This window comes from bacterium (assembly GCA_035307765.1).
Classification (GTDB): Bacteria; Sysuimicrobiota; Sysuimicrobiia; order Sysuimicrobiales; family Segetimicrobiaceae; genus Segetimicrobium.
Genome location: DATGHU010000051.1, coordinates 44,839 through 68,600, shown reverse-complemented (window position 1 = coordinate 68,600; position 23,762 = coordinate 44,839). Strand labels below are relative to the sequence as shown.

The window sequence follows — 23,762 nt, the reverse complement described above, 5'->3', positions numbered from 1 at the left end:
CGCACCTCCACGAACTGGCGGAGCCAGCGCTTGAGCGCGGACGGCTCCGGGGTCGAGCCCGGCAGTGGGCGCAGGTCGAACCGGGGCGGGGCGCCGTCGCAGTCGCGCGCCACCGCCGACAGGCCGTGGTACAGGGCGCGCGCGCGGTCGCCGGCGGACATCGTGGGGATCAGGTTCATCATGCAGGTGAGAATCGTCAACCCCGGCCCCCACCCGGCGCGCCGGTACCGCGCCCCGAACGTCAGGCCGACGCCAAACGGAACGTTCGGGCCGGCCCCCGCGTCCAGCAGCCCGATCACCGCCTTGGCCAGCACCAGTGGGATGTCGCGCTCCAGGCCGTCCTCCAGCCTCGCCCGATGCGCGTCGCGCGGATCTCCCCGTGCCGCCACGTCCACCCAGACCTCCCCGTCCCGCAGCGCGACCGGGAAGACCCGGACGTCCCCCGCGAACTGGTCGAACGTCCCCCCGCTGGCCAGGTCGAACCGGGCGTGGTGCCAGTGGCAGGTGAGGATGCCGTCCCGGACGGTCCCCCTGTCCAGCGGAAACCCCATATGCGGGCAGCGGTTGTCGACCGCGTAGATCCGGTCTCCCTGTCGGAACAGGGCCAGCGTGTGCCCCTCCACCTGAACCGGGAGGCACCCACCGGCGGGGAGGTCGGCCAGGCGGGCGGCCCGCACAAACGTGTCGCTGGGATGAGCCATCACGCACACTCCTTCCGGGGAGACCTCAACCGCGCTCCCTCTCTATAGGTACTACCGCGCTGCCTCCCGCTCCCGCCACCGACCGACGAACGGGTTGCGGCTGTCCGTTCGGACAGGACCCAGACGGATTGACGACCGCGGCTTCGGGGGGTACAGTGGAGACATCCCCCCCCACCGGGGAGGGGATGTGATCTCGAGGGGAGCGGACGCCATGCAGGCCAACAAGGGCGACGTGCTCAAGCGGCTCGCCAGCATCGAAGGGCATCTCAAGGGCATCCGGAAGATGGTGGAGGGGGACCACTACTGCGTCGACATCCTCAAGCAGACCTACGCCGTCGAGCGGGCGCTGCAGAAGTTTGAGGCGGTGCTCGTCGACGGCCACCTGCACGGGTGCGTCGTCGAGGGGTTCAAACGCGGCCGCGACCGGGAGATGGTCGCCGAGCTCGCGGAACTGTTCGAGCTGTCGAGGAGATAGCCCGGTGCCGGTCCTCCACGACCCCGCCCCCGCCGCCCCTCGGGAAGTTGCCCTGCCGATCGACGGAATGACCTGCGCCTCGTGCGTCCGGCGGGTCGAGCGGGCGCTGTCCGGCGTCGACGGCGTCGCCGCCGCGACCGTCAATCTCGCGACCCGGCAGGCTCGGGTGGTCTTCGACCCTTCGGTGGCGTCGCTCGCCCGCCTCGCCGCCGCCGTGGAACACGCCGGCTACAAGATGGGCGCGCTCGCGCAGACCGCGGGAGCGACCCCGTCCCCCGACCGCCGCGAGGCGGAGGCGAAGCGGGAACTCGACGATCTCCGGCGCAAGTGGCTGACGAGCCTCGCCGTCGGCCTGGGGATGATGGCGCTGATGGTCCTCCCGATCCGGATCGACCCGGCGCTCTCGGCCCCCGTGTTGTTGATCGCCGGCACGATCGTCCAGGTCTGGGCGGGACGAGCGATCTACACGGGAGCCTGGGACGCGGCCCGGCACGGCACCACCAACATGAACACCCTGGTCGCCGTCGGCACGAGCGTCGCCTACGGGTACAGCGCGTTCGTCACCCTCTGGCCGTCGCTCGCGGAGCGCTGGGGATTCCCGCCCCACCTCTACTATGAGACCGCGGTGATCATCATCGCCCTCGTCCTCCTCGGCCGCTGGTTGGAGGCGCGGGCGATCACGCAGACCGGTGCGGCGATCAAAGCCCTGGCCGGGCTCAGGGCCAGGACGGCCCGGGTGATCCGCGACGGGGTCGAGGTGGACGTGCCGGTCGACGCCGTCCTGGTCGGCGACCGGGTACGGGTCCGGCCGGGGGAGAAGATCCCTGCCGACGGCGTCATCGAAACGGGCGCCTCCGCGGTCGACGAGAGCCTGCTCACCGGGGAGAGCCTACCGGCGGAGAAGGGACCGGGCGATCCCGTGATCGGCGCGACGCTCAACACCACCGGCACGTTCGTGTTCCGGGCCACCAAGGTGGGAAACGAGAGCACGCTCGCGCAGATCGTCCGATTGGTCGAGGAAGCCCAAGGCTCGAAGGCACCCCTGCAGCGCCTGGCCGACACCATCTCCAGCTACTTCGTCCCCGCGATCCTGGGGCTCGCCGCGCTGACGTTTGTGGGGTGGCTGGTCTTCGGGCCGGACGGGCGGCTCACCCTGGCGCTTCAGGCGGCGATCGCCGTCCTGATCATCGCCTGCCCCTGCGCGCTCGGCCTCGCCACACCGACCGCGATCATGGCGGGCACCGGGAGAGCCGCCGAACTCGGCATCCTGATCCGCGGTGGGGAGGCCCTCGAGCAGGCCCGACGGGTCGACACCATCGTGCTCGACAAGACCGGAACCCTCACCGAGGGCAGCCTGCGCGTGACCCGGGTAATCCCGGACGCCGGCTTCGACGAGCGGGCGGTGCTGGGGCTGGCCGCGGCCGTCGAGGTCGGATCGGAGCATCCGATCGGCCGGGCGGTCCTCGCGCGGGCGGATGCGCTCGGCCTCGCGCCGGCGCCCGCCGAGGGGTTCGAGTCAAGGGCGGGCCGGGGCGTGCGCGCGCGGGTCGGGGGACGGGATGTGGCGCTCGGGAACCGGGCGCTGATGCTGGACCTGGGGATCGCCGTCGACGGGTTGGAAGCGCGGGCGGAGGCTCTGGCGCGCGAGGGGGCCACCCCGATGTACGTCGCGGTGGACGGCGGTCCCGCGGGCCTGATCGCGGTGGCCGACACGCTCAAAGCGGAATCCCTAGACGCCGTCCGCACCCTCCACGCTCTGGGACTCGAGGTGCGCATGCTGACCGGGGACACCCGGGCCGCCGCCGCGGCGATCGCCGCGGCGGTGGGGATCGAGCCGGACCACACCCTGGCCGAGGTCCTCCCCGCGGACAAAGCGGCCACGATCCGGTCCCTTCAAGCGGAGGGCCACATCGTCGCGATGGTGGGCGACGGGATCAATGACGCCCCGGCGCTGGCGCAGGCCGATCTCGGCGTGGCCATCGGCACCGGCACCGACGTGGCCATGGCGGCGTCCGACATCACCCTGATCGGCGGCGACGTGCGCGGCATCGTCACCGCGATCGCCCTCTGCCGGACGACGGTTGGGGTGATCCGGCAGGGGCTGGGGTGGGCCTTCGCCTACAATCTGCTGCTCATTCCCGTGGCCATGGGGGTCCTGTACCCCGTCATTCACGTACTGCTCAGCCCGGTGCTGGCCGCGGCGGCGATGGCGATGAGCAGCGTGAGCGTCGTGACCAACGCCCTGCGGCTGCGTCGGTTCCGCCCGCCGGCGGATGCGCGGGCGCTGCTCCATCCCGCGTTGCGATCCCGGCTGGGCGACTATGCTTACCTCGTCGGGATCGCGCTCGTCGCCCTCGCCGTCGGCGCGGTCTCCCTGGGATTCGCCGCCCACCAAGGACATTGAGCCTCATCTCGCGTTCCCGGAGGTGTCAGATGACGACCGTCCTCCTTAACGTCCCGGATATCTCGTGTGAGCATTGCGCGCGGACGATCCGCCGCGCGCTCGCCCCGATCGAGGGCATCGACGATCTCGCGGTGGACATTCCGGCGAAGCAGGTGCGGGTCACCTACGACGCGTCCGTGGTCGCGCCGGAGCGGATGATAGAGATCCTCCGCACGGAAGGATACCCGGTGGCCCCCTGACCATCGGAAACGCCACACCTATATGAAGGAGGGACGCATGGCTGCGCAGATCCCCGCCCCCGTAAAGGCCTTTCTTGAGAAGCCCAACTTCGCGGTCCTTGCCACGCAGACAGAATCGGGCAAGCTGCAGGCGACGCCGATGTGGTTCCTCCATATCGACGGCCACATCCTGATCAACACCAGCGCCGGGCGGGCGAAGCTCCGGAACTTACGGGCCCACCCCCAGGTGGCACTCGCGATCGTCGACCGCGAGAACCCCTACCGGTACGTCCAGGTTCGGGGAGCGGTGGTGAGGTTCGACGTCGAGAACGGCGCCAAAGACATCGACCGCCTCTCGCAGCGGTACGGTGGGCGGTCGTACCAGTATCCGCCCGGCGACAACCCCAAGAAGCGAATCAGCATCCACATCGAGATCGAACGGGTGACCACGATGGGCCTGTAGCCGCTACCGGCGGGCGGGGGCATCCGCCCGCGGCCCTGCGCCGCGCGCCACGGGCTGGGCGAGAGACAGGGCGATGGCGGCGTTGATCGCCGCCTTCAGCGCGTTGAAGGGGATGATCGCCGGCCAAAGCAGCCGGGCGACCTTGGCGGGCGGCATCCCAAACTGCAGGGCGAGGATAACGAAGTTGGCCGGGATCATCACCAGCACGCGGGCCGCGGCGCCAGCGAGAGCGGCGAGCACGAGCCGCGGAACGACCCGCCCCCTGCTCGCCCCGTAGACCCAGGCGGTCACCGCGACAAACGTGCCGGCGGCGATCAAGTCCGCCGCGGGGCCGAACGGCCCCCTCGTTCGGAACAACAGGAACAAGAAGTCTTTGATCAGCACGACGAGGACCCCCACCGCGGGTCCGTAGCCTATCCCCGCGAGGAGCGCCACTGCGTCGCTCGGATCGTAGGTGAGGTACGGCGCGCTCGGCAGCAGCGGCACCTGCACCACCGCCATCAGGATGAACGCGGTCGCGGCGAACATGCCGACGACCGCGCTGCGCCGAGCCCGCCCCCCGAGCGCCTCCCGCCGCACTCGATCCTCAGTACCCGGCGGCGAGTCCGTCCCCGCGCGGATCGGCGCCCCCGCAGCGGATCCCCGTCCGCGGGTCGATCCAGATCGCCTGGGCGTGACCCATCCGGTCATCCCACGCGCCGACCACCTGCACGTCGTGCCGGCGCCGCCCCAGGTCGGCGATGATGTGCGACGGCACGCGGGACTCCAGCGACAGCGTGGCGGTGGGCTCCCCCCAGGTGCGCCCGTACAGCCAGCGCGGCGCGTCGATCGCCGCCTGGACGTCCATCCCCAAATCGAGCACCCGGGTCAGCACCGCCGCTTGGGTCTGGGGCTGGCCCTCCCCCCCCATCGTCCCGTAGATCAGTTCCGGCATCTGGTCCCGCAGCGCCATCGCGGGGTTGAGCGTGTGGAATGGGCGCTTGCCCGGGGCGAGGGCGTTGGGGTGCGCCGGATCGAGCGAGAAGGCGGAGCCGCGGTTCTGCAGGACCACGCCCTCGGCGACGACCGCGGAGCCGAAATCGAAGTAGATGCTCTGGATCAGCGACACGGCGTTCCCCGCCGCGTCGATCACGCCGAGCCAGACGGTGTCTCCCCCCGACGGCTGCGGCGCTGGATGCACCTGCGCCCGGTCGAGGTCGATCGCCTCGGCCTGGACGCCGGCGTGGGACTTGGAGAGCAGATCATCGACCGCGACCGAGTGAAATTCCGGGTCGGCGATCCGCGCGTCCCGGTCGATGAAGGCCTGCTTGGCCGCCTCGACCATCAGGTGGTAGTAGGCCGCGGACTGATCGCCCCACTCGGCGATCGGGTACCGCTCGATGATGTTCAAGATCTGGAGCGAGGTGAGCCCCTGCGTGGGCGGGGGGGTGTTGCACACCGTCCAGCCGCGGTAGCGGATCGAGAGCGGTTCGGCCCATCGGCTGCGGTACTCGGCGAAGTCACGTTCCGAGAGCAGGCCCCCGCCTCCCTTGAGGGCCGCGCAGATCCGCCCGGCGAGGGGTCCGCGGTAAAACGCGTCCCGTCCGTCGCGGGCGACCTCCGCCAGCGTCCGGGCCAGGTCCGGCATCGCGAACCGATCCCCCCGTGCGAACGCGCTCCCGTCCGGCCGGAGAAAGGTGCGCCGAAACCCGTCCAGGGTCTCGAGGTGGCCGAATCGGCCGGAGTTGGGGCCGATGTTCTTTCGGGTCCACGTTTCCTGGCTGGGGGTGACGGGGAAACCGGACCCGGCGTAGTGAACCGCGTCGGCGAGCAACGCCCCAAAGGGCTCGCGTCCGCCGAGCGACGTCCGCGCGTATCCGTGGGCCTCCCACCATCCATCGACCGCCCCGGGCACGGTGTTGGCGGCGAGCGGGCCTCGGCGCGGGATCTCCGCGTGCCCCCCGCCGCGGTAGGCGTCGATGGTGCACGCCGCCCCGGCCGTCCCACAGGCCAGCAGCGCCCGAACGCGCCGCTCGCGGGCGTTATAGATCAGCCAGAAATTGTCCCCCCCCAGCGAGTTCATGTGCGGATACACGACCGCGATCGTCGCCGCCGCGGCGATCGCCGCCTCGACGGCGTTCCCGCCGCGCTGGAGGATCCGCAGTCCGGCAGCCGTCGCCAGCGAGTGCGGCGAGGTGACCAGCCCCCCCGGCGCCATGACGCTACGCGCGCCGTGCACGATCCTGGACCTCCTCGCGCTCCGAGCGCCCCCGCGCCATCCCGCCGTCGGAAACGCTGCCGGCTACGCGGGGGATGGGTGGCGCCGCAGCCACGCCAGCACCTCTTCCGCGTTCTTGTTCGGGGGAAAGACCGGATAGAATACCGTGGCGATCCGACCGTTGCGGACCACCAGCGTGAGCCGCTTGATCAGCACCAACGATTCCACCACAAACGTAGGGAGGCGCAGCGCCCGGGCGAAGGCCAGATCGACGTCGCTGAGCAGCGCCATCGGCAGGTGCAGTCGCTCGACCGCCTCCCGTTGGTCTTCGATCGTCTGCGCGCTCAAGCCGAACACGCGGGCTCCCAGCGCCGCGAACTCCCCGTGGTGGTCGCGAAACGCGCACGACTGCGGCGTGCATCCCCGCGCCCCGGGGATCGCATCCCACCCCGCGGGGGACGGGACGCCGGGGTGGCCGGTCCGGGGATAGGCATAGACGACCGTGGTCCCCGGGAGAGCGGCTAGATCCACCGCCCTCCCCGCCGTCGACGCAAGCGGGACCGAGGGAAGCGGCATGCCGGTGAGGTGGTCGCACGCCCCGTCATCCTTTGGAACCGGAAGGTTGGGTGGGAGATCGAGCCAATTGTCGGGCCCCGCCATGGGCGTTCCCCTCCATCACGTCTCTCAGACCGGGCGCCGCGCTTCATGCCGTGGCGCACCCGGGGATCCGGAATGCGGTCGTCTTGCCGGCCTCGCGCCCGGGCCGCATCGCCGCTGATCCGGGAGGGCCGCCCGCCTCTGCCGTCGCGTCCTCAGTAGGCGGCCGGCGCGTAGACGTTAACGGTGACGAGGTCCCCTTCGCCATCGGCGGCGATCTCGTGGGTCTCCCCCGCCTCGATCAGCAGGAGCGCGCCGGGATCCAGAGCGACCCTGCGCCCGTCGACGGTGGCGATCCCCCTCCCCGAAACCACGTACATCCATTGGTCAGAGGCGGCGTGCACGTTGTCCGCGCCGCCGGTGCGCTCCCCCGGCCGCAGGACCATGGTGGCGGCCTGCGATCGCTCGGTCCCGGCCACGATCCGAAAGAACGCCCGGGCCCGCTGCGTCTGCACGCGCCGCACGGGCGCTACACCTCCGCCAGGAGACGGGTAAACCAGGCGAGCCGCGGGGCGATGGTGGAGACCCGCACGTGTTCGTGATCGGCGTGACCGCCGTCGCCCACGGCGCCGAGGCCGTCCAGCGTCGGAATTCCCACCGCCGCCGTGAAGTTCCCGTCGCTGCCCCCTCCGGTCCCGCCGGCCGGCAGGTCGAATCCCTCGTCCGCCGCCAAGCGCTTCGCCACCTCGTACAGGCGGCGCGACGCCGGCGTCTCTTCCATCGGGGGCCGGTTCATCCCGCCCCGGGCGCGCGCCGCGGTCCCGCTCACGAAGGTGGGCCGATGGAGGATCCGCTCGTCCACCCGCCTCGCCTCGTCGGCCGTCCGGACCCGAAGGTCGATCTCCGCCTCGGCGTGCGCCGCCACGACGTTCGATCTGGTACCGCCGCGGACGACGCCGACGTTGACCGTGGTCCCCTTGGCGGCGTCGTTCAGGGTGTGGAGGTCGACGATCTGGTGGGCCAGTTCGAGCACTGCACTGCGGCCTTTCTCCGGGTCGGCCCCGGCGTGGCTGGCCACTCCCACGACCTCGAGGTGGTACATCCCCACCCCCTTGCGCCACAACTTGATCGCCCCCTCCTCCCCCACCGATGGCTCGAGCACAAAGACGCACTCCGACTCGCGGGCCAGGCGCTCGATGATCGGTCGCGAGGTGGGACTCCCCACCTCCTCTTCGGTGTTCGCGAAGAAGACGAAGGTCTTGTCGCGAAGCGCGCCGGCCTCGAGCGCGAGCCGCAGCCCCCACACCGCCTGCATGTCGCCGTACTTCATGTCGAAGCTGCCCGGCCCCGTGAATCGGTCCCCCTCCACGCGGCAGGGGAGGCGGGAGAGCGTCCCGATCGGCCACACCGTATCGACGTGGCCAAGAAGCAGGATACGTCGCCGGCCGGTCCCGATCCGCGCCTCGAAGTGGTCGCCCCACTGCGGCTGCGGGTGCCAGGTGATCTCGGCGTGGGCATAGGCGGCAAACCGCTCGGCGAGGTGTCGGGCGGCGCGATCAACGGCGGCCTTATCGTTCGTCGGCGACTCCACCTCGACGAACGCCCGCAGGTCGGTGAGGAACGCCTCCAGCTGACGGTCAACGGATGCGCGAACGCTGCTCGGCAACGGACTCCCTCCCCGGCCCGGACTCTGGGTAGACCTGCGCGTTCAACTGGCGCAACTCCTCGAGATTGGCGGGAACCATCTGACGCCGGCCGTCCTCGAGGTCGTGGATCATCTCCGTCACCCGCGCCAGCAGCGGGGCGTCGAGCCCGTGCGCGCGGGCGGTCTCCACGACCGGGGTCAGCTGGTGATCCACCTCCGTGCGGCGGTGTCGGATCGCCAGGTCGCGCCAGATCCCGCTTTTCTGTTTGAGCGAGCCGCGATTGAACGCGGCGAGCCGGTCGAAGCTCGCGTCGATCGCCGCCCAGTTGCGGGGCTGCGTGAACCGCATCGCGTCCGGGTCGTACCCATCGAACGCCTCGCTGCGCACGCCTTCCGCGTCCGCGGTGCGGACGACCTCGGCCGCCAGGTTGGCCAGCAGCGGCCGCGACGCCGGGTCGTCGAGGACGTCCGCCATCGTCTCGTCCACCACGGCGGTGGCGAACAGCACCGCCGCATACCCGAGCTTGCCCCAGAGGTACCCCCAGATGTTCGGGGTGAGGGTCGTGCGCTCCAGGAACGCCTCACGAAGGATCGTCCCCAGGCGCTCCAGCCGTGGGGTGGTCCGTCCGTCCAGTTCACCGAGATAGAGGGCGCCGCTCCCGCCGTACATGATGCGGCCGGGACCTTGGTAGTCGGCGCCGAAGTTCACGAAGGCCCCCACGGTCCGCTTCTCGCCGATCCGCCTGGCGATCACGGTCTCGTTGAGCCCGTTCTGCATCGACACGACAAAGCTGTCCGCCCCCATCAAGGGGACGATCGGCTCCAGCGCCGCTGCGGTGTGCATCGCCTTGACCGCGAGGAACACGGCATCGAGCGGCCGCCCGCCCACCGCCCCGGCCAGCCCCTCGATCGTCACCGCGCGGACGCGGACCTGGAACGGGGTGCGCCCTTCGATCTCGAGCCCCGACCGCTCCATGGCCTGGACGTGCTCGGCCACGCTGTCCACGAAGAGCACGGGGTGGCCGGCGCGAACCAGGTGCGCCCCGAGCGTCCCGCCGATCGCCCCGGCCCCGACAATGGTAAACTCCATGCATCGCCCTCCTCGCGCCCCTCGTCGGGGAGGGGAACCTCCCTAGGAATTCGATGCCCCCTGGGGAAATACTCTCTCCGCTCCATCGGCGAGAAGGCAGGCGCGCGCGGCATCGGCGCGCTCGAGACGCAAAGGCGGTCAGGAAGGAACGGCGTCCCGCGACGCCGACGGCCGCCCCTCGACGATCGGGGCGCCGCGAGGGCGGACGACGGTACCGTATGCGCGTCGTGTTCGCCGGACGCCCCCGCGGGCCGGATCTTCATCGCACCGGACCCCCGTTCGCAATCGGGAGGACTCCCATGGCGAAGACCGATGACATCGCTCGCCGTCGCGCGGCGCTGCCCGAGGGCACCGCGGCCATCCTGAACGCGCGGTCGCTTCGCACCGCGCACCGGCGCCTCGCCGAGATCCTCCGGCTGGGACACGAAGTCCTCGACGTGGGGTGCGGCACCGGGGCCATCACGCGCGGCATCGCCGAGGTGGTGGCGCCCGGCGGCCGTGTGGTGGGCGTCGACCTCAACACGGAATTCATCGCCGGCGCCCGGCGTCGTCACGTCGGGGTTCCCGGGTTGAGGTTCGCGGTGGCCGACGCGTGCTGTCTCCCGTTCGCGGAGACATTCGATCTCGTCACGGCCGCGCGCGTCCTGCAGTGGCTCCCCTCCCCCCTCACCGCGCTGGAGGCCATGACCCGCGCGGCGCGAACGGGTGGGCGCGTCATCGTCCTCGATTACAACCACGAGCGGATCGCGTGGACCCCCACCCGCCGGCCAGCATGCGGGCGTTTTACGATGCCTACCTCCGATGGCGCGACGAGTGCGCGATGGACAACGCCATCGCCGACCACCTGGCCGACATGTTCGTGCGCGCCGGGCTCGTCGAAATCGATACCCGCAACCAGGCTGAGGCGACGCGGCGCGGCGAGCTGGATTTCGAAAGCAAGATCGGGATGTGGGCAGACGTCGCCGCGTCCCGAGGGCGTCAGATGGTCGTGGACGGGGTGATCACCGAGACGGAGCGCGCTGCCGCGGAATTTGACTATCGAACCTGGATCCGCTCCCAGGCGGAGTCCCAAACCCTCTACCTGCTCGCCGTGGAGGGTGCGCGCCCCGACTGACGAACGCGCATTCGTCTGCCTTTTGGGACGTTGCGCCCCCCTCTACCCTTCGAGAGGTTGTGTGCAATTGGAGCGACCAAACGATAGACGCCGCGAGGGGCCTGAATGTCGGGCCGAGATCCTCGATTGTTGCGGCCCGCCCCGACGGGGCCCGAGAGCCAACTCGCGTAAGAGGATCCGCGGGCTGACCGCCTCGCACGCCCCCTGGGGGGAGCCCTACAACCGGCAGGTGGGCAGGCGCGGGATCAACCGCCCCGTTCCCGGCGATCCCGTGACCCGCCCGTGATCGAACACCACTTCCCCGCGACGCATGGTCAGAACGGGCCACCCGGTCACGGACCGCCCGGCGAACACCGAGTAGTCGCATCGAGAGAAGCGCGGGGCGCCGACCGTCCGCGTCAGGTTCGGGTCGAAGAGCACCACGTCGGCGTCGCTGCCGACGGCGATGCACCCCTTCGCGGGGTAGAGGCCGAACAGCTTTGCCGCGTTGGTCGACGTGACCTCGATGAAACGCTCCAGCGAAAGTCGCCCGGTCCGCACGCCCTCTGAGTAGAGCATCGGCATCTGCAACTCCAAGCCCTCCACCCCGGGGCGCAGCGTCGCGACCGACAAGGCGGGGTCCAACTTCGCCGCCAAGCTCCACGGCGCGTGATCGCTGCAGACGGTGTGCACGGACCCCTGCCTCAAGCCGTCCCAGAGAGCGGCGACATCGGCCGCGTCCCGCAGCGGCGGCTGTCCGACGTACTTCGCCCCATCCGGCTCGCCGAAACGCTCCCGGGTCAGGTGGAGGTAGAGGGGCCGCGTCTCCACGTACACCGGCAGTCCGTGCGACTGGGCGCGGCGGCAGACGTCGAGCGCGGCTGCGGCCGACAGATGCACCACATAGACGGGCGCCCCGGTCGCCGCGGCGAACGCGACGGCGCGCTCGGTGGCCACGGTCTCCGACACCACCGGCCGGCTCTCGGCGTAGTGGCGGAGGTCCGAGCGACCCTCGGCGATCAGGCGCGCCGTCGCCCGAGCGATGATCGCGTAGTCCTCGCAGTGTATCATCGTGATCAGTCCGGCGGCGGCGGCGCGCTCGGTCGCCTCGAGAAAGCCGGCCACCTGGCGGTCGAATCCCGGGGTCACCATGAAAAACTTGAGGCTGGTGTGCCCCCGATCGCGCAGGGTCAGGATCTGATCCAGCGCCGCGGGGGTCGGCTCACGCAGCACCGGGTGCAGGATGAAATCGGCGATCGCCCCCTCGCGCACCAGCGCGGCCTCGCGGTCGAGCCCATCGAGGGGCAGCTCGCCGTCGCGCAGAAAGGTCATATTGCCGAGGGTCGTGATTCCCCCGGCCAGGGCAGCCGCGGACCCGCTGGCGATGTCGTCGATCCACACCGGCCCCTCCTGGGGTGAGCGCAGGCCGGGGGTGAGGTGCACGTGGGCGTCGACGCCCCCCGGCAGAACCAGAAGGCCGGCGGCGTCGATCTCGTTCGTGCCGGACATCGGGCCGCCGATCTGGGCGATCCGCTGGCCGTCGATCCCCAGATCGGTCCGCGCCGCCCCCGCGGGGACGGCCAGGCGGCCGTTGCGGATCACGATGTCGAAGACGGGCATGTCGGGCTCCCCCCTCATCGTGATCGATCGCCCGCGAGCGCTACGGAGACAGCCGCTCGATCCGCCAGCGCCCGGCCTCGACCAGGCGGTAGCAGAGGCGGTCGTGCAGCCGGTTAAGGCGCCCCTGCCAGAACTCGACCACATGAGGGGCGATCCGGTACCCGCCCCAGAAGGGCGGCCGGGGGACCTCGCGATCCCGGTACTCCTCGGCGAGCGCGCACACCCGCGCCTCGAGCACCGCTCGGGCGGGGATCACCTCGCTCTGGCGCGAGGCCCAGGCGCTCAACTGACTCTCCCTCGGGCGGGTGCGGAAATAGGCGTCCGACTCGTCGGCGGAGATCCTGACCACGGGGCCCTCGGCGCGAACCTGCCGCCCGCCCCTCGGCCAATAAAACAGAATCGCCCCCGCGGGGTTCTCCGCCAGCTCGCGCGCCTTGCGGCTCTCATAGTTCGTGTAGAAGACAAAGCCCCGCCCGTCGAGCCCGTTGAGGAGCACCGTCCGGACCGAGGGGGCGCCGTCCCGCGCGGACGTGGCGACGATCATCGCCGCGGGAAGCCGCAGTCCGGCCGCCACCTCCTCATCCAGCCAGCGGTGGAACTGGACGAACGGATCCGGGTGAACGTCGGCCTCGTCGAGCGACCGCCCCGCGCGGTCTGCGTGCGCGGCGGCGGATGTGCGGTCCGCGGGACCCTCCACGAGACGCGCTACAGGATCTCAGACTGGGGGTTGGGCTGGCCTTCGGCGAACCGCGTCGGACGAAGGGCGTGGATGTCCAGCGTGTGGGCGCGCCCGTCGAGCATGATTTCGGCGAGCAGCTGGCCGAGCACCGCGGAGTGCATCACCCCGTGTCCCGAGGAGCCGTTGATCAGATACAGCCCGTCCATCCCCGGCGCCGGCCCGACCAGCGCGTGTTTGTCCGGGGACATCTCGTAGAGCCCGCACGAGCACCGGCCCAGATCGATCTCCGCCTCGCGGAGGCAGGGCACGCGGTCGTAGGCCCGGGGCAGCAGCCCGTCCAACCATTCCCGGTCGAAGGTCGTGTCAAACGGATCCACGGTGGGCGTATCCTGGGGCCACAGCAACCACGCCCGCCCGTCCCGAACCCGGAAGTGGAAGCCGTCGTCCACGTTGATGGTCATCGGCGTCTCACCCGGCAGCCGGGGAAACGGCTGGGTGACGGCGGTCTGCCGCCGCAGCGGACTGACGGGAATCTCCACGCCGGCCGTCCGCGCCACCAGCCCGGCCCAGGCCCCCGCGGCGTTGACCACCCGGCGCGTCGCCACGTCCTCCCGGCCGGTCCGCACCCCCACGATGCGGTCGCCGTCCACGAGACACGCCGCGGGTCCGCACCCGTACTCGAACGCCACCCCCAACCGCTGTGCCGCCTCGAGCAACCCGCGCATGATCTCCAGCGGCACGATGTACCCGTCGGTGGGTCCGAAGATCCCGCCGATCAGATCGTCGGCGCGCACGGACGGGGAGAGTCGGCGGAGGTCCGCCTGGTCCACCTCCCGCACGTCCGTCAGGCCCGCCGCCCGCTGGACGGCCATCGCCGCCCGCAGGCTCCGCAGCTGCGCCTCCGTCTTGGCCATGAAGAGGTAGCCCACCGGCCGGTAGCCGGGATCGACTCCCGTCTCCTCGTGAAAATGTCGCAGCCGCTCCCGCGCCAGCAACGAGAGGCGCACGTAGACCTCGGTGGTGAACTGGCTGCGGAACCCCCCCGTGGCCTTGCCGGTGCTCCCCAGGCCGGACGCGTCGAACTGCTCCAGCACGACCACGTCCCGGCACCCGCGCCGGGCCAGATGGTAGGCGACGCTCGCCCCCATCACCCCGGCCCCGATGATCACCACCTCCGCCGTCCCGTGCATCAGTGGCGGCGGGGGGGTTTCCACGGAATGGGAGGCGTGCGGCGGTGCCAGTCGGTGATCCCCTGAAACGCACGCCCGAAGTCGATCAAGGTCCCCTCCTCAAACGGCCGGCCCACCAGCTGGATCGCCACCGGCAGCCCCGAGGAGGTGAACCCGCACGGCAGCGACAGGGCGGGAATGCCGACGAGGTTTCCCGCCGGCACGAGCGCCACGCCCATCCCGCCGCCGCCGCGGGAGCGCCACAGCGGATCAATCGGCTCATCGATCCGCCCGGCCGGCGCGAACCGGGTGGGCGCGATGATCACGTCGACTTCGGTGAAGAGGCGGGCGAACGCGTCCTGCAGCAGGCGGCGGATGCGCATCGCGTTGAGATAATCGACCGCGGTCACCTCGAGGCCCGCGCGCAGTCCGATCGCCTGCCGGCGGTCGGCCAGCGGCGGCAGTCCACGGCCCCTGAGCAGCCCCTGGAACGCCGCCGACCCCTCGGCACGGATGATCGTCCTCGCCGCCGCGTCGATCGGGAGATCCGGGAGCGCGATGCGCTTCCATCGCACGCCGAGGCTGCGCACCGCCGCCACCGCATCCTGCATCACGCCCCGGGCCGAGCGGTGCATGCCCTGCTCAAAGTCGCCGGCCACGTACCCCACCCGCAGCGCGGACAGCCGCTGCCGGGCCTTGCGCGTCATCCGGAAGACACGGCCCGCCGACCCCGGGTCGCGGGGATCCGGGGCGGCGATGGCCTCGAGCACCAGCCCGCAGTCCTCCGCACTCCGGCACATCGGGCCGATCTTGTCCATCGTCCAGGCCAGCGCCATCGCGCCGTACCGGCTGACCAGCCCGTAGGTGGGGCGCAGTCCGGTGACCCCGCAGTTCGAGGAAGGAGAGAGGATCGATCCCGAGGTTTCCGATCCGATGCCGAACGGCACCAGGCCCGCCGCCACCGCGGCGCCCGTCCCGCTGGACGAGCCCCCCGACCAGTGCTGCGGGTTCCACGGGTTCCGGCACGGCCCTTGCAGGGACGCCGAGGCATATCGGTACCCTCCGCCCCCCGCGAGCTCGATCATCGCCAGCTTCGCCGTCAGCACCGCGCCCGCGCGCCGCAGCGACTCCACCACCGCCGCGTCGTAGTCGAAGGTCTGGCGCGCGAAGGGCGGAGCCCCCCAGGTCGTCGGCGCGCCCACGGCGGCGAGGAGGTCCTTTGCCCCGTAGGGGATCCCCAGCAGCGATCCGCGGTGCCGGCCGTCCCGCAACATGCGGTCCGCCGCGTGGGCCTCGCGCACCGCGCGTTCGTGCATGATGCTGGCGACGGCGTTGTATCGGCCGCCGATCGATTCGAGACGGTCGAGCGCCGCGCGCGTCAGCTCGACCGACGAAAACTGCCGGCGCCGCAGCCCGTCCCCCAGTTCGCCGATGGTGAGGTAGAGGGGCGTGTCCATGGATCAGACCCTGAACACGACGGCCGGCTCTGTGGCCGGCGGCACTTTCACGTCCTGGAGACGCTGGCCGGTCTCGCGCTGGGCTTTCTGCACCTGGCGCAGCTCGGCCGCGGCGGAACCGCGGGGCCGCCGCCTCGGGGGTGTTCGGGCGGGGGACCGTCGGGCCTGCGGGCGGGACCGTCGGGTGGGCATGTCACTCAGTACCACGCCGCGCGATCGTTTTCCTCGGAGCCGCCGAGGCGGCCGCGCCCTCAGCCACGCCGGCGGCGGGACCAGACCTCGGGGTTCACGAGGCGCGGCGGCCGCTCGTCCGCCAGCACCTGCAGGACCTGTTCGGCGGCGGAGACGGACAGCCGGCGGTTCGTTTCGTCGCTCAGCCCGGCGATGTGGGGGGTGACGATCACGTTCTCCAGAGCGTAGAGGGGGTGCGGGTGCGCGGGTGGTTCCGGATCGAACACGTCGATGCCCGCGCCGGCGAGTCGGCCGGCCCGAAGCGCATCGGCGAGCGCGTCCGCATCGACCACTCCGCCGCGCGCGCAGTTGATCAGGTACGCCGTCGGCCGAAGCAGGGCCAGTTCTCGCGCGCCGATCACGTGGCGCGTCTCCTCGCTCAGCGGCGTGTGGACCGTGAGAAAGTCCACCTCGGGGAGGAGCGCGTCGAGATCCCCCCGCCGCTCCACCCCCGCCGCCGCGAACGCCGCGTCCTCCAGGAACGGGTCGTAGGCCAGGACGCGGCTCCCGAAGGCGGCGGTGCAGATGCCCGCCACCCGCCGGCCGATGAATCCGAACCCCACGATGCCGACGGTCTTGCCGGACAGCTCGGTGCCGAGCTCCGCGCCCAGCAGGCGCTCACGGCAGGCCCACCCGTCCCGCCGCAGCCGACGGTCGCCGGCCACGATCCGCCTGGCGAGCGCGATCATCAGGCCGACCGTGTGCTCGGCGACCGGGTTCGGGCCGACCCCGGCGTTGTTGACGACGGGGATCCCGGCGGCGGTCGCCGCGGCGACATCGATGTTGTCGAATCCCGCCCCCGCGGTGCCGATGACGCGGAGCCGGGACGCCGCGGCGATCACCTCCCGGGTGATCCGGGCGGGCAACCGGACGAGCACCGCGTCGGCATCGCGCAACGCCGACCGAAGTCGGTCGGGGGCCGCGGCGGCGGGGACGATCTCCACCTGGGCGCGCGCGGCGAGGAGGTCCTCGCCGACGCGGTGGAGCATCGAGTTCAGCAGGACGATCCGAGCCATCCGGCGCGCTCACTACCCGCTTCCCGTGGAGGGCGCTCCCCCCACACTCGCCGACGCCGACCGCTCAGGGGGAGATGGCCCCCATCGCGAGCAGCGCTTCGACCGTCTCGCACAGCGGCAGGCCGACCACGTTCGTGTACGATCCGTCGATCCGCTCCACCATGAACGCCGCCCGCCCCTGAATCCCGTAGGCGCCGGCCTTGTCGAAGGGACGATCCTCCTCGACATACGCCGCGATCTCCCGATCGCGCAGCGCCTTGAAGGTGACGCGCGTGCGCACCGCCTCGACGTGCACCCGATCGGCCGCGGCGTCGTACACCGCCACGCCGGTGACAACCTCGTGCACCCCTCCGGAAAGCGCGCGCAGCATCCGCTCCGCATCGCCGCGGTCGCGGGGCTTGCCCAGCGCCTCCGCGCCCCGCACGACCACGGTGTCGGCGCCGATGAAAAACCGCCCCGCCCCGGCCGCGGCGCGCGCCACGGCCCGGGCCTTCGCCTCGGCCAGGCGGCGGACGCGCGCCTCGGCGTGCTCCCCCGGATGATCCTCCTCGGGGATGCCGCTCGCCACCGCCCGCACGGCGATCCCGGCGGAGGCCAGCAGGTCACGCCGCCGCGGCGACGCCGACGCCAGCACGATCGTCTCCCTACAGGTGAACACGGGACACGCGGCGGGTCACGCCACGCCGGCGCCGGAAAGATGCAGCGCCCGCGCCAGGTGGGCCACCTGCGCGAGCGCCTCGGGCAGCGTCAACCGCCGATAGTCGACGTCGGCGACGAGCAACCGGACGCCCAGCGCCTCGTAGCGGGCCGCGAGATCGACCGTCACCGGGTTGGCCAGCCCGGGACGGACGGTGAGCAGCAGGTCGGCCATGGAGCGTCCGGCGTCCGCCACGTACCGGCGAAGCCGGTCGAGACGCTCCGCCACCTGCTCGGGGGTCAGGTTCAGGGGATGCCAGCCGTCGCAGACTTCGGCCACGCGCCGGAGCGCGACGTCGCCCTCGCCTCCCCCCAGCACGGGCAGCCGGGGGCCTTGGACCGGTTTGGGATCCATCCCGAACGGCGCGAGATGATAGAACGCCCCCTCGAACCGCACCGGATCGGGACCCCAGCACGCCCGCAAGATTCGGATCGCCTCCCGCATCCGCCGACCGCGGTCCTCAAACGGTTGCCCCAGCAGGTCGAACTCCTCGCGAAGCCACCCCGCGCCCACCCCGAGGAGCATCCGGCCGCCGCTCAAGTAGTCCAGGGTGGCCACCGTCTTCGCGACGATCAACGGGGGACGCAACGGAAGGATCAGCACCGAGGTGCCGAGGCCGACCCGTCGGGTCACCGCCCCCACCCAACTCAACGCGGTGAAGGCATCGAGGTAGGAAATGGTCGACGGCCACGGGGCTTTCCGGTCCGCTCGGTACGGGTAGGCGCTGGTGTGCTGCTCGGGAAACGCGATATGATCGGTCACCCACACCGACGCGTACCCGAGCGATTCCGCGAGCGTCGCCACCGCGGTCAACGCCTCGGGGGTGGCGAGCGGCCCCGCGCCCGGCAGGGTGATCCCGTACTCCATGGCGGATGAGGGTTAGCGACCCGCGGCGAAATGTCCTGCCGCCTCCGGGGATGTGGGAGGGGCGCCTGCGCCCCCGGAGAATGTTGTGCGGAACCCGAAAGGGCAGACCTCATTCCCTGCGCATGCCTGAGCAGACGACCGACCTCGACATCATCCGGCGGGCGTACGGCGTCGCCGTGCGCGACCTGCGGGCGTGCTACAACCCCGACGGCATCGTCGCCGGGCGCCTCCACTTCAATGCCTACTGGGCGCGGGATGGGCTGTGGGCGTCGTTCGGCGCGCTCGCGCTCGGCGATCACGCGCAGGCGCTGGCGGAGCTCGATACCTTCATCAAGTACCAGTTCCCGTCGGGGAAGCTCCCGGTCCGCGTGGAGTTCGTCGGGCACCACATCACCGGCTACAACACGCTGAGGAGCCGCCCCAAGGTCGTGGGGCGCGCCGGCGGCATCTTCTCCGATCCGATCGACCCCACCGCGCTGTTCATCATCGCGGCACGGGAGTATTTCGAGCGCAGCGGCGACGTCTCGTTCTGCCGGCGGTTCGATCCGACGATGGACCGGGCGATCCGCTGGCTGGGGCGCCACGATCGCGACGGCGACGGGTTGATCGAGAGCTACTGGCTCGCCGATTGGATGGACTCCATCATCAAGGCCAACAAGGTCTTCAACCTGAACGTCATCTACTATCAGGCTCTGCGCGCCTACGCGGCGCTGAAGGACGTGAACGGTCAGGCCGACGAGGCGCGGGAGATCGGCCGCGCGGCCGACCGGACCTTCCAGCGCCTGCAGATCTTCTGGAGCGGCGACCACTTCACCGACTGGATCTGGGGAGCGAAACGCGGGGGATTTTCCTCGGACGGCAACGTCCTCGCCATGTTCTTCGGGGTGGCGACCCTGGCGCAGGCCCGCGGGATCCTCGGCCGCATCCGGGCCGGCCGGCTCGACGCGGACGCGCCGCTCCGCGTGGTCGATCCCGTCTACCCCCCGTGGCAGGTCTTCCCGATGTACTATCTCGCCGGGATCCCCGACTACCACCGAACGATGATCTGGCCGTGGTTGGGGACCCTCAACGCCGTGTGCAAGGAGCGGTACGGGGACCGAGCCGGGGCGTTCGCCGACCTCGCGCTGATCGGGGGGTGGTACCTGCGCCACAACGCCGTGAACGAGGTCTACGATCGAACCGGCACGCCGATCTCCCGGCGATTCTACACCGCCGAGGTCCCCTTCGCCTGGAACGCCGGGGTGTACGTGTACGCGGTCCACGCCCTCGGGCTCGGCGAAGGCTTTACCGTCTGAGCGTCTCCCGCATCGGCCCCCGCCTTTCTAGGTGATCGTCACGTCCAGCCACCCGTGCGGGGTCACGCGGACGCCCTCGCCGCGGTGGGCGACCACCGTCGTGGTATCCGACTCGAAGATCGCCGGACCGACAACCCGCGCCCCTGGGGGGAGGTCGTCCCACCGGTAGACGGGGACCTCCGTCCACCCCCCGAGGTAGGCGCGCCGCTGCTTCGCCGGCGCGGCCGTTCCCCCGGCCGGGATCCGCGGCTCGACGGGGGTGACCGGGAGCTCGCCGACGACCGTGAGGCGGGCGTTGACCAACACGACATCCTGATCGGCGGCGCTGTACGTGTACAGCGCCTCGTGGCGGCGCAGGAATCGCGCCACGACCTGGTCGACCAGGTCGGGCGCCTCCAGATCGAGCCCGTCGAGCGGGACGTTGATCTCGAAGATCTGCTCTCCGTACCGCATGTCGAGCGATCGCCGAAACGTGGGGGCGACGGCGTCCGCCGGGCCGAGCCGCGTCCGCCCCTCGGCCTCCATCTCGGCGAAGAGGCGCCGGAGCCCCGCCGCCCCGACGCGGCGCACCTCACCCACGCGGGTGCGCACGAGCTCGTACCGAAGATCGGTGGCCAGCATCCCCCAAGCCGACAGCACCGCCGCGATCCGCGGGACGACGACGCGGGTGATCTCCAGCTGGCGGGCCACCCGGGTGACGTGTAGCCCGGCCGCGCCCCCAAACGCGAGGAGGGCGAAGCGGCGGGGATCGACGCCGCGGCGCACCGAGACGATCCGGATCCCCTCCGCCATCGTGGTGTTGACGACGGCGTGGATCCCTTCCGCCGCCTCCACGGCCGAGCACCCCAACCGGCGGGCGATCCGCGTCACTTCCCGATGCGCGGCGTCGGCGTCGAGGTGGGTGCGGCCGCCGAGAAAATTGTCGGGGTCGAGGTACCCCAGCACCACGTTCGCGTCGGTGACCGTGGCCGCGTCTCCGCCGCGCCCGTAGCAGGCCGGCCCGGGAACCGCCCCCGCACTTTGGGGCCCGACGTGGAGGATGCCGCCGAGATCGACGCGGGCGATCGATCCGCCCCCCGCGCCCAGCGTGTGGATGTCCAGGCTGGGCAGGGCGACCTTGTGGCCGCCCACGGCCTTGTCTCCCGTCAGCGGAGGCTCACCGCCCTCGAGCAGGGCGATGTCGGTGCTCGTCCCGCCCATGTCGAAGGTGATCAGATCGCCGTGCCCGAGGAGGTCCGAGCAGAATCGACTTCCGGCCAGCCCCCCCGCCGGCCCGGAGAGGATCACCCCGGCCGCCAGGCGCGTTGAGTCCTCGATCGTGGCCACCCCGCCGTGCGACTGCATGATCAAAACGCCCCGGTGGTAGCCGCTCGCCGTCAGGCGCGCGGCCAGCGCCGCGAGGTACCGGGAGAGGGCCGGTCCCACGTAGGCGTTCACGACGGTCGTGCAGACCCGTTCGTATTCCTTGATCTGGGGGAGGACCTCCGACGAGACCGACAGGTAGACGCCGGGCAGGCTGCGCGCGACCGCCTGCCGGGTCCTGGCCTCGTGCCGGGGGTTTCCGTAGGCGTGCAGGTAGCAGATCGCCGCCGATTCGACGCCGGCCCGGGCGAGCGCGCGGATCCCCGCGGCCAGGGACGCTCGGCTGAGGGGACGATCCACCGTGCCGTCGGACCGCACCCGCTCGCGTACGCCGATCCGGAGGTACCGGGGCACCAGCGGCACGGGCGGGGGCATCCTCAGATTGTAGCGGTCGTCCTTCAGGCCTTCGCGCATCTCCAGGATGTCCCGATGCCCCTCGGTGGTCAGCAGGCCGACCCGCGCGCCCTTCCGCTCCACCAGCGCGTTCGTCGCCACCGTCGTGCCGTGGACGAGGCGGTCGGTTTGGGCGAGCAGCGTGCGCAGGTCTCGCCCCACGGCCTCCGCGAGGAGGCCCAGACCCTCCAGGATCCCTCGCGAGGGATCGTCGGGGGTGGATGCCACTTTGGTCAGCGTGACCCGGCCGGCCTCGTCGACCGCCACGAGATCGGTGAAGGTCCCGCCGACATCGATGCCGATCCTGAACGCGTGTCCCTCCCCCGCCTGGGGATGCCCCCCGTGTCCCTGCGGCAGGTCAGACATGCGCCCGGGACGCTGCGCGCCGCGGGGCCCGCGTGCGGCCGGAGCGCGGTCTCGACCGCGCGCGGCGCGGGGTGACCACCCCGTTTTGCAGGTCCGCGGCGTGGGCGTCCGCGGGGCGTCCGCGCGGGTCTCCGTAACCGCCGCCCCCCGACGACTCGACGAAGAACACATCGCCCGGCCCGACGGGAATCCCGACTTCTTTGGTCCGCAGGACCCGATCGCTCCCGTGCGAGCGCAGGCGATAACGGTGCAGCAGACCATCCGCGCCGCCGAAGAGGCCGTACGGAGCGTGGCGGACTCCGTCGCCGGCGGTGTTGGCGCTTGCCGGCTCGGCGATCTCCACCCGCATCTCCAGCACCGAGCCCACCCCTCCTCGATACCTGCCCGTCCCGCCCGAGTCGGGGCGGAACTCGTGCCGGCGGAGGTAGAGCGGGAACCGGACCTCGGTCACCTCGACGCTGCCGAACTTGATCCCCCCCGCGGCCTGTCCCTCCCCCGCCGTCGGCCACCCGTCGCCGGCGGCGGAGGCGCCGCCGCCGCCCCGGGCGTGAAACATGTGCCAGATAAACGGCCGCCGCGTCCGGGGGTCGATGCCGCGGATGGCGATGCGAAACCTCCGCGACCACCCCGCGATCGCCCGCTCCGGGCACGACGCGGCCAGGGCTTTGATCACCGCCTCGCAGATCTCCTGGCCGCAGTGGTTCGTCGCCAGCGTCACCGGAGCCGGCGGGTACGGCCACACCACGGTCCCCTGCTTCGCCACCACTGTCACCGGGCGGAACGTCCCGTCGTTTTTGGGGATGTCCGGATCGATGAGGTAGGCGATCGCCATGAAGACCGCGGACATCGTGTTGGGGTACGACGAGTTGACGAACCCCGTCACCTGGGGAGCGCTCCTGCTCAAATCGACGGTCAGGCCGTCGCCCGCTTTGCGCACCGTCGCGCGGATCGCGATGTCCCGCGCCCCGTGGCCGTCGTCGTCGAGCACCGCCTCGCCTCGGTACACCCCATCCTTCCAGGTCCGGATGCAGGCGCGGGTCTGCCGCTCGGTGCCATCGAGGATCTCCCCCACCGCGTCCGCGACGGTCGCGACGCCGTACTCGTCCGCGAGGCGCAGCAGGCGGCGCTCGCCGAGCCGGGCCGAGCCGATCGAGGCGCGGAGATCCCCGAGAAAGTCGCTGGAGTGACGCACGTTCGTCGCGATCATGTGCATGACGTCGTCGCGGAGGTCGCCGGCGTCGTAGAGCTTGAGCGGAGGAATCCGAATCCCTTCCTGCCAGATCTCCGTCGCCCCCGGATTGTAGGCGCCGTGCGTCGAGCCGCCGATATCGCTCTGGTGCGCCCGGTTGATCGACCAGAAGATCAGCCGCCCCCCCGCGAACACCGGGAGGAGCACGGTCAGATCGGGAAGGTGGTTCCCGCCGTGATACGGATCGTTGAGGAGGTAGAGGTCGCCGGGGCGGATCCGGCCGGCAAACGTCCCCAACACCGACCGCACCGCCCAGGGGAGCGCCCCCACGTGAATCGGCACGTGCTCCGCTTGCGCCACCAGCCGCCCCTCCCCATCGGTGAGCGCGGTCGAGAAATCTCGGCTCGAGTTCAAGATCTGCGAGTAGGCGGTGCGCAGCATCGCCTCGCCCATCTCCGCGACGATCGCCACGAAGCGGTGCTGCACCACCGAGACGGTAATCCGGTCAAGCATCACGACACTCCTGGGTGGAGCGTGA

22 protein-coding genes and 1 pseudogene are annotated in these 23,762 nt (G+C 71.4%); 7 read left to right on the top strand and 16 right to left on the bottom strand.

The annotated features are described in order from the left end of the window. Positions 1–701 (bottom strand): Rieske (2Fe-2S) protein (locus tag VKV57_17790; protein HLW61757.1); only part of this gene is annotated, 701 nt, incomplete at its 3' end. Between the two features lie 211 nt (positions 702–912). Between VKV57_17790 and VKV57_17785 the strand changes: the two genes are divergently transcribed. The 4 genes from VKV57_17785 to VKV57_17770 are packed head-to-tail and all read left to right on the top strand — an operon-like array spanning position 913 to position 4,261. Then, positions 913–1,176 carry a metal-sensitive transcriptional regulator gene (locus VKV57_17785; protein HLW61756.1) on the top strand — a complete coding sequence of 88 codons (264 nt, stop codon included), beginning with the start codon at positions 913–915 and terminating at the stop codon, positions 1,174–1,176. A gap of 4 nt (positions 1,177–1,180) precedes the next feature. Further along, positions 1,181–3,580 (top strand): heavy metal translocating P-type ATPase, encoded by a 2,400-nt coding sequence (locus VKV57_17780; GenBank protein HLW61755.1) that lies wholly within the window; start codon positions 1,181–1,183, stop codon positions 3,578–3,580. Positions 3,581–3,609: 29 nt separating this feature from the next. Next, positions 3,610–3,819 (top strand): heavy-metal-associated domain-containing protein, encoded by a 210-nt coding sequence (locus VKV57_17775; GenBank protein ID HLW61754.1) that lies wholly within the window; start codon positions 3,610–3,612, stop codon positions 3,817–3,819. Between the two features lie 37 nt (positions 3,820–3,856). Next, on the top strand, positions 3,857–4,261 hold the full coding sequence (locus tag VKV57_17770) for a PPOX class F420-dependent oxidoreductase (GenBank protein ID HLW61753.1): 405 nt from the start codon (positions 3,857–3,859) through the stop codon (positions 4,259–4,261). A 3-nt stretch (positions 4,262–4,264) separates the two neighbouring features. Here the strand turns inward: VKV57_17770 and VKV57_17765 are convergent, their stop codons facing one another. The 6 genes from VKV57_17765 to VKV57_17740 form a co-directional block, all read right to left on the bottom strand. Beyond that, positions 4,265–4,840, bottom strand: a complete 576-nt coding sequence (locus VKV57_17765) for an ECF transporter S component (GenBank protein HLW61752.1) — start codon at positions 4,838–4,840, stop codon at positions 4,265–4,267. A 7-nt stretch (positions 4,841–4,847) separates the two neighbouring features. Next, positions 4,848–6,479: a gamma-glutamyltransferase gene (ggt, locus tag VKV57_17760; GenBank protein ID HLW61751.1), complete on the bottom strand. Its 1,632-nt coding sequence runs from the start codon at positions 6,477–6,479 to the stop codon at positions 4,848–4,850. Positions 6,480–6,542: 63 nt separating this feature from the next. After that, complete coding sequence (locus VKV57_17755) at positions 6,543–7,118, bottom strand: peroxiredoxin (protein ID HLW61750.1); 576 nt, start codon at positions 7,116–7,118, stop codon at positions 6,543–6,545. Between the two features lie 152 nt (positions 7,119–7,270). Further along, positions 7,271–7,579, bottom strand: coding sequence for a cupin domain-containing protein (locus tag VKV57_17750; protein HLW61749.1), 309 nt, complete (start codon positions 7,577–7,579; stop codon positions 7,271–7,273). 5 nt (positions 7,580–7,584) lie between these two features. Further along, complete coding sequence (locus tag VKV57_17745; GenBank protein HLW61748.1) at positions 7,585–8,721, bottom strand: M20 family metallopeptidase; 1,137 nt, start codon at positions 8,719–8,721, stop codon at positions 7,585–7,587. Then, complete coding sequence (locus tag VKV57_17740) at positions 8,693–9,790, bottom strand: 2-dehydropantoate 2-reductase (protein ID HLW61747.1); 1,098 nt, start codon at positions 9,788–9,790, stop codon at positions 8,693–8,695. The genes VKV57_17745 and VKV57_17740 overlap by 29 nt, the downstream gene beginning before the upstream one ends. A gap of 53 nt (positions 9,791–9,843) precedes the next feature. Between VKV57_17740 and VKV57_17735 the strand changes: the two are divergent. Together VKV57_17735 and VKV57_17730 are read left to right on the top strand one after the other, a co-directional pair. Continuing rightward, positions 9,844–10,473: pseudogene (locus VKV57_17735) on the top strand (class I SAM-dependent methyltransferase). Positions 10,474–10,538: 65 nt separating this feature from the next. Continuing rightward, positions 10,539–10,904 (top strand): hypothetical protein, encoded by a 366-nt coding sequence (locus VKV57_17730; protein ID HLW61746.1) that lies wholly within the window; start codon positions 10,539–10,541, stop codon positions 10,902–10,904. Positions 10,905–11,120: 216 nt separating this feature from the next. Here the strand turns inward: VKV57_17730 and VKV57_17725 are convergent, their stop codons facing one another. The 7 genes from VKV57_17725 to VKV57_17695 all read right to left on the bottom strand — a co-directional run bounded on the left by VKV57_17725 (position 11,121) and on the right by VKV57_17695 (position 18,619). Next, positions 11,121–12,503 carry an amidohydrolase family protein gene (locus tag VKV57_17725; GenBank protein HLW61745.1) on the bottom strand — a complete coding sequence of 461 codons (1,383 nt, stop codon included), beginning with the start codon at positions 12,501–12,503 and terminating at the stop codon, positions 11,121–11,123. Between the two features lie 40 nt (positions 12,504–12,543). Further along, the gene (pdxH, locus tag VKV57_17720; GenBank protein HLW61744.1) at positions 12,544–13,200 is read right to left on the bottom strand and encodes a pyridoxamine 5'-phosphate oxidase; all 657 of its coding nucleotides are present in this window, start codon (positions 13,198–13,200) and stop codon (positions 12,544–12,546) included. 8 nt (positions 13,201–13,208) lie between these two features. Beyond that, the gene (locus VKV57_17715) at positions 13,209–14,354 is read right to left on the bottom strand and encodes an FAD-binding oxidoreductase (protein ID HLW61743.1); all 1,146 of its coding nucleotides are present in this window, start codon (positions 14,352–14,354) and stop codon (positions 13,209–13,211) included. Positions 14,355–14,371: 17 nt separating this feature from the next. After that, on the bottom strand, positions 14,372–15,808 hold the full coding sequence (locus VKV57_17710; protein HLW61742.1) for an amidase: 1,437 nt from the start codon (positions 15,806–15,808) through the stop codon (positions 14,372–14,374). Between the two features lie 251 nt (positions 15,809–16,059). Then, positions 16,060–17,055, bottom strand: coding sequence for a hydroxyacid dehydrogenase (locus VKV57_17705; GenBank protein HLW61741.1), 996 nt, complete (start codon positions 17,053–17,055; stop codon positions 16,060–16,062). 64 nt (positions 17,056–17,119) lie between these two features. Continuing rightward, entirely contained in the window at positions 17,120–17,692 is a 573-nt protein-coding gene (locus tag VKV57_17700; GenBank protein ID HLW61740.1) for a Maf family nucleotide pyrophosphatase, read from the bottom strand. Positions 17,693–17,728: 36 nt separating this feature from the next. Next, the gene (locus VKV57_17695; protein ID HLW61739.1) at positions 17,729–18,619 is read right to left on the bottom strand and encodes a TIGR03619 family F420-dependent LLM class oxidoreductase; all 891 of its coding nucleotides are present in this window, start codon (positions 18,617–18,619) and stop codon (positions 17,729–17,731) included. 122 nt (positions 18,620–18,741) lie between these two features. Between VKV57_17695 and VKV57_17690 the strand changes: the two genes are divergently transcribed. Further along, positions 18,742–19,914: a hypothetical protein gene (locus tag VKV57_17690; protein HLW61738.1), complete on the top strand. Its 1,173-nt coding sequence runs from the start codon at positions 18,742–18,744 to the stop codon at positions 19,912–19,914. 27 nt (positions 19,915–19,941) lie between these two features. Here VKV57_17690 and VKV57_17685 read toward each other — a convergent pair whose 3' ends face one another. Together VKV57_17685 and VKV57_17680 are read right to left on the bottom strand one after the other, a co-directional pair. Further along, a complete protein-coding gene (locus VKV57_17685) occupies positions 19,942–22,035 on the bottom strand; it encodes a hydantoinase/oxoprolinase family protein (protein HLW61737.1) in 2,094 nt (697 codons plus the stop codon). Next, positions 22,028–23,737 (bottom strand): hydantoinase B/oxoprolinase family protein, encoded by a 1,710-nt coding sequence (locus VKV57_17680; GenBank protein HLW61736.1) that lies wholly within the window; start codon positions 23,735–23,737, stop codon positions 22,028–22,030. Before VKV57_17680 ends, VKV57_17685 begins: the two co-directional genes overlap by 8 nt. Between the last annotated feature and the right edge of the window lie 25 nt (positions 23,738–23,762).

What these genes read in the sequence shown, in the direction of transcription:
- VKV57_17695 (HLW61739.1), bottom strand. Translation starts at nt 18,619, where the DNA reads ATGGAGTACGGGATCACCCTGCCGGGCGCGGGGCCGCTCGCCACCCCC.
- VKV57_17770 (HLW61753.1), top strand. Translation starts at nt 3,857, where the DNA reads ATGGCTGCGCAGATCCCCGCCCCCGTAAAGGCCTTTCTTGAGAAGCCC.
- VKV57_17740 (HLW61747.1), bottom strand. Translation starts at nt 9,790, where the DNA reads ATGGAGTTTACCATTGTCGGGGCCGGGGCGATCGGCGGGACGCTCGGG.
- VKV57_17725 (HLW61745.1), bottom strand. Translation starts at nt 12,503, where the DNA reads ATGCCCGTCTTCGACATCGTGATCCGCAACGGCCGCCTGGCCGTCCCC.
- VKV57_17755 (HLW61750.1), bottom strand. Translation starts at nt 7,118, where the DNA reads ATGGCGGGGCCCGACAATTGGCTCGATCTCCCACCCAACCTTCCGGTT.
- VKV57_17785 (HLW61756.1), top strand. Translation starts at nt 913, where the DNA reads ATGCAGGCCAACAAGGGCGACGTGCTCAAGCGGCTCGCCAGCATCGAA.
- VKV57_17775 (HLW61754.1), top strand. Translation starts at nt 3,610, where the DNA reads ATGACGACCGTCCTCCTTAACGTCCCGGATATCTCGTGTGAGCATTGC.
- VKV57_17680 (HLW61736.1), bottom strand. Translation starts at nt 23,737, where the DNA reads ATGCTTGACCGGATTACCGTCTCGGTGGTGCAGCACCGCTTCGTGGCG.
- VKV57_17690 (HLW61738.1), top strand. Translation starts at nt 18,742, where the DNA reads ATGCCTGAGCAGACGACCGACCTCGACATCATCCGGCGGGCGTACGGC.
- VKV57_17685 (HLW61737.1), bottom strand. Translation starts at nt 22,035, where the DNA reads ATGTCTGACCTGCCGCAGGGACACGGGGGGCATCCCCAGGCGGGGGAG.
- VKV57_17710 (HLW61742.1), bottom strand. Translation starts at nt 15,808, where the DNA reads ATGGACACGCCCCTCTACCTCACCATCGGCGAACTGGGGGACGGGCTG.
- VKV57_17705 (HLW61741.1), bottom strand. Translation starts at nt 17,055, where the DNA reads ATGGCTCGGATCGTCCTGCTGAACTCGATGCTCCACCGCGTCGGCGAG.